This window comes from Actibacterium sp. (assembly GCF_041584535.1).
GTDB lineage: Bacteria > Pseudomonadota > Alphaproteobacteria > Rhodobacterales > Rhodobacteraceae > Actibacterium_D.
Genome location: NZ_JBFHDW010000197.1, coordinates 1 through 4,998, shown reverse-complemented (window position 1 = coordinate 4,998; position 4,998 = coordinate 1). Strand labels below are relative to the sequence as shown.

General features: G+C 63.3%; 6 protein-coding genes. 4 read left to right on the top strand and 2 right to left on the bottom strand.

The genetic code is table 11. From position 1 onward, the window contains the following. A partial coding sequence (locus ABYW26_RS10275; RefSeq protein WP_372604750.1) for a metal ABC transporter solute-binding protein, Zn/Mn family occupies positions 1-555 on the top strand: 555 nt, incomplete at its 5' end. Positions 556-561: 6 nt separating this feature from the next. Continuing rightward, on the top strand, positions 562-1,311 hold the full coding sequence (locus ABYW26_RS10270; protein WP_372604749.1) for a 2-dehydro-3-deoxygalactonokinase: 750 nt from the start codon (positions 562-564) through the stop codon (positions 1,309-1,311). On the opposite strand, the gene ABYW26_RS10265 is transcribed toward ABYW26_RS10270, so the two are convergent. Next, the gene (locus tag ABYW26_RS10265; RefSeq protein ID WP_372604748.1) at positions 1,308-2,546 is read right to left on the bottom strand and encodes a urate hydroxylase PuuD; all 1,239 of its coding nucleotides are present in this window, start codon (positions 2,544-2,546) and stop codon (positions 1,308-1,310) included. The two genes, ABYW26_RS10270 and ABYW26_RS10265, sit on opposite strands and share 4 nt — an antisense overlap. Positions 2,547-2,648: 102 nt before the next feature. Here ABYW26_RS10265 and ABYW26_RS10260 point away from each other — a divergent pair, with 102 nt between their 5' ends. Beyond that, positions 2,649-3,575 (top strand): LysR substrate-binding domain-containing protein, encoded by a 927-nt coding sequence (locus ABYW26_RS10260; RefSeq protein ID WP_372604747.1) that lies wholly within the window; start codon positions 2,649-2,651, stop codon positions 3,573-3,575. On the opposite strand, the gene uraH is transcribed toward ABYW26_RS10260, so the two are convergent. Then, positions 3,560-3,925: a hydroxyisourate hydrolase gene (uraH, locus tag ABYW26_RS10255; protein WP_372604746.1), complete on the bottom strand. Its 366-nt coding sequence runs from the start codon at positions 3,923-3,925 to the stop codon at positions 3,560-3,562. The two genes, ABYW26_RS10260 and uraH, sit on opposite strands and share 16 nt — an antisense overlap. Positions 3,926-4,086: 161 nt before the next feature. Here uraH and puuE point away from each other — a divergent pair. Beyond that, the coding region (gene puuE / locus ABYW26_RS10250) for an allantoinase PuuE (RefSeq protein WP_372604745.1) at positions 4,087-4,998 on the top strand (912 nt) is incomplete at its 3' end.

Genomic DNA, 4,998 nt, shown 5'->3' with positions numbered 1-4,998 from the left:
TTGGTCGCGGACCATGACCACGATCACGGCGCTGAAATTCATCAATGGCTGGACCCGGCCATCGCCCGCGACTGGATCGCCGTGATCGCGCAGGTTCTGGCCAAGGCCGACCCGGATCAGGCACAGACCTATCACGCCAATGCTGCCGAGGCCGTGGCCCGGATTGATCAGCTTCAGGCCCGCCTGACCGCGCTGTTGACCCCGGCGCGCGACCTGCCGTTCATCGTCGGCCATGACGCCTATGACGGCTTTGCCCAAGCCTTTGGCCTGACCATCGCCGGCAGCATCGCCGAAAGCGACGCCGCAGCGCCCGGCGCGGCGCGGCTGGCCGATCTGCGGCATGTGGTGCGCGATGCGGGCGTGATCTGCCTGTTCCCCGAAGCGCAAAGCGACCCGTCCTATCTGCAAGCTCTGGCGCAGGATAGCGGTGTGCGGATGGGTGCGGCGCTTGACCCGGCGGGCGCAACCCTGATACCCGGCCCCGATCTTTATGCCCAGTTGATGACCCGGCTGGCGCAATCAATTGCCGATTGCCTGCTGGCCCCGGAAAAGTGACACGCCATGCCCGCTGACTGGATTGCCCTTGACGCAAGCGCCCCGCAGCACCGCCTGTGGCGGATGCAGGGCGATACGGTGCGCGGGCGTCAGGCATGCGCCGCCCCAGATCTGGCCGCAACCATCGCCCGGATGTCAGACGGGCAATCGCTGCCGATCCGTGCCACCGGCCTGAACGCCGCGCCCCGCGCTGTGCCCTGTGCCGCGCGGCCTGAACATGGCGTTGGGCTTGGCTATGAGGGCGTGGCCCTGACCGCCATGCCCGCGCTGTCGCAAGCGCAACCGCCGCATAAAAGCTGGGGAGCCGAGGCGGCGATTGCCGGGTTTGTCGCGCTGAACCCGAAATTCGATGGCGTGCTGTGCCTGCCCGGCACCGCGACCGTCTGGGCACATATCAGCGCCGAAGAAGTGATCAGCTTTCAGGCCTTCCTGACGCCGCAACTGGCCGCTGGCCTGACCCCGCCCGCCCCCGGTGCGGGGTTTGAACAGGCGGTCAGCGATGGCATGGCCCGGCCCGAGCGTCTGGCCGAGCGGTTGGCCTCGGCCCATAGCCAAAGCGATCCGGCCCCAATGATCTGGGGCGCGCTGATCGGAGCGGAACTGGCGGCGGCGCGGCCTTATTGGCTGGGCCAGCAGGTGGCGGTGGTTGGGTCCGGCGCGCTGGCGGCGGTTTATGCGGCCGCAATCACGGCGCAGGGCTTGCCGCCAATTCAGGCCGATGGCGAAGCAATGCTGCTGAAGGGTTTGGCGCCCTAACCCTCGATCGCCGCCTTATACCAGCGAATGATCGCGGCGCGTTCCTCGGGTTCCATATAGGACACATTGGCGGGCGGCATGGCGTGGCTGATCCCGGCTTGCAGGAAAATTTCCTTGGCGCGGCGGGCGATCTGGCCCTCGGTCTCTAACATCACGCCTTTGGGGGCATGGGCGATGCCCTCCCACCCCGGATAGCTGGAATGGCACATCGAGCACCGGCCCAGCACCGCGTTATAGACATCGTCGAACCCGTCGGCTTGCACGAATTTCTGCTCGGCGGGGGTCAGGGCGGATTCCTCGGGATAATCGGGCTCATCCGCCAGATACAGCGGCGCGACCGACAGCGCCATGATCACCAGAAACAGCGCCACCGTCGCCGCCCATGTCCAGCGCGGATTGCCTTTGCGGGCGTGGATGGTGTTGAAATAATGCCGGATCGTCACCCCCATCAGGAACACAAGGCTGGCGATGATCCAGTTGTATTCAGTGGCAAAAGCCAGCGGATAGTGGTTGCTGAGCATCAGGAACAGCACCGGCAGCGTCAGATAGTTGTTATGGGTCGAGCGCTGCTTGGCGGTCTTGCCGTATTTCGCATCGGGCACCCGACCGGCCTGCAGATCGGCCACGACGATCTTTTGGTTCGGGATAATGACGAAGAACACGTTGGCCGACATGATCGTCGCCGTCAGCGCCCCCAGATGCAACAGCGCCGCGCGGCCGGAAAAGACGTGGGTGAACGCCCATGCCAGCACCACCAGCACCACATAAAGGAACAGCATCAGCCGGGTGTTGTCGTTGCCAAAGCGCGATTTGCAGATCGCGTCATAAGCCAGCCAGCCGACGCTGAGCGACAGAAGCGAGATCACGATCCCCGCCCAGACCGGGATATCCAGAATCGCCGGGTCGATCAGATACAGGTCAGCGCCAAGGTAATAGACCAGAAACAGCATCCCAAAACCGGACAGCCATGTGGTGTAGCTTTCCCATTTGAACCAGACCAGCCCCTCGGGCATATGCGCCGGGGCGACCAGATATTTCTGCAGGTGATAAAACCCGCCGCCGTGGACCTGCCATTCTTCGCCATCGGCGCCGCTGGCCAGATTGCGGTCGCGGTGCAGACCCAGATCAAGCGCGATGAAATAGAACGAAGATCCGATCCACGCGATTGCGGTAATCACATGCAGCCAGCGCATCGCAAACTGCGCCCATTCCGTCGCCAAAGCCAATTCCAGCATCACCGTCTCCGATTGTTCGTTGTCATCAGGCTATACCGGCGCGGACCTTTTTGTTAATTCATCAAATGAAGGATCACTTTCAAGCAACGCCGAAAAATAGCCATGGCCTATCTGAACAACATCAAAATGTTCGTTCGTGTCTACGAATTGGGCAGTATGAGTGCGGCGGCCCGCGATCAGCGGACCTCGCCCGCGGTGGCGTCGTCGCGGATTGCCGAGTTGGAAAAGCATCTGGGTGTGCGCCTGTTCAACCGCACCACGCGGGCGCTGAACCCGACCGAGAACGGCCGTCTGTTCTATACCGGCGCCCGTCAGATCATTGAAAGCATCGACGAGGCCGAAGCGCAGGTCATGGATGCCAGCAAGACCCCGCGCGGCACGGTGTTCGTTGCCGCGCCTCTGGGTGTCGGGCGGCGGATCATCGCGCCGCATATCCCGGCGTTTCGCGCCGAATACCCGCAGATCAACGTGCGCTTGCGGGTGTCGGACCGGGTGATCGACGTCACCGGCGAGGGGCTGGACGTGGCCTTTCACCTTGGCCCGCTGGCCGACAGCGATCTCAAAGTGCGCGCCATCGCCGAATGCCCGCGCGTGCTGTGCGCGTCACCCGCCTATATCGCCCGGCGCGGCATGCCCGAAACCGGCAATGATCTGGTAACGGACAAGCATGACTGCCTGAACCTGCGCTTTCCCGGCGCGCGCGAGTTCCGCTGGCCGCTTGTCACGCCCGAAGGCCCGCAGCGGTTCGAGATCACCGGCCCGATGGAATCGGATGACGGCGACGTTCTGACCGATTGGGCGCTGTCCGGGCATGGCATTGTCTTCAAGCCGACGTTTGAGGTGGCCGAGCATCTGGCCTCGGGTGCCTTGGTGCCGGTCGCAACGCAGACCCCACCGGCGCCGACGCAACTGGCCTGCCTCTATCCGACCCGGCGCTTCAAGGATGCCAAGGTGCGGCTGTTCGTCGATTTCATGGTCTCGCGCTGCCGCGAGGCGCTGGCCGAGAAGATGGCTCAGCTGCCGCGATAGGTCGAATAGCCGAACGGCGACAGTAACAGCGGCACATGGTAATGCGCCGAGGCGTCGGAAATCCCGAACCGCAGCGGGATCACATCCAGAAAGCGCGGGGTCTCAGCCGGGGTGCCGATCCTGTCCAGATAGGCCCCAGCGTGAAAGACCAGTTCATACGTGCCGGTCTCGAAATCCGTGACCGGCAGGATCGGCGCATCGGTGCGGCCATCGGCATTGGTGACCATGCTGTGCAAATGGGCGCGACCGTCGCCGTCGATGCGATACAGATCAATCGCCATCCCCGCCGCAGGCAGACCGCGTGCCGTGTCCAGAACATGGGTCGTCAGATATCCGCCCGTTGTCGTCATGCCTAAATCCTTTGCGTTACGCCGTTTTCGTGATCTGCTGGCAGCATTATCCTAGCTGCGCTTGCCCGGAATGGCGAAGGCGAAGGTCTTTCAAGTTTTTCTTGAAAAACTGCCGCAAGCTACTGTCATAGGAATGCTGAATTAGGACAGGAGACGCAAGATTGCCGCGATATCCGCGTGACATGCATGGTTACGGTTCCACCCCGCCCGACCCGAAATGGCCCGGCGGCGCCAAGATCTGCGTGCAATTTGTGCTGAATTACGAAGAGGGCGGGGAAAACTCGATCCTGCACGGCGATGCCGCGTCCGAGGCGTTTCTGTCCGATATCGCCGGCGCGGCGCCTTGGCCCGGCCAGCGGCACTGGAACATGGAATCGATCTATGACTACGGCGCACGGGCCGGGTTCTGGCGGCTGCACCGCCTGTTCACCGGCGCGGGCATTCCGGTTACGATCTATGGCGTGGCGACGGCACTGGCGCGCAGCCCGGCTCAGGTCGAGGCAATGCAAAGCGCCGGTTGGGAAATCGCCAGCCACGGCCTGAAATGGGTCGAACACAAAGACATGCCCGAGGCCATTGAGCGCGCCGCGATCGCCGAGGCCATCCGCCTGCATACCGAAGTTACCGGGGAGCGTCCGCGCGGCTGGTATACCGGGCGCTGCAGCGTCAACACCGTGCGCCTTGTCGCCGAAGAAGGCGGCTTTGACTATATCAGCGACACCTATGACGACGATCTGCCCTATTGGGCCGAGATCGGACCGCGCGACCAGTTGATCATTCCCTACACGCTGGAAGCCAACGACATGCGCTTTGCCACTGCGCCGGGCTATATCACCGGCGAGCAGTTCTTCCAGTATCTCAAGGATGCGTTCGATACGCTTTATGCCGAAGGGCAGGATGGCGCGGCCAAGATGATGAGCATCGGCCTGCACTGCCGCCTGATCGGCCGCCCCGGCAAGCTGGCGGGGCTGAAACGCTTTATCGACTATATCCAGGGCTTTGACGGGGTCTGGACGCCGCGCCGGATCGACATTGCCCGCCATTGGGCCGCGACCCATCCGCACAACCGCATC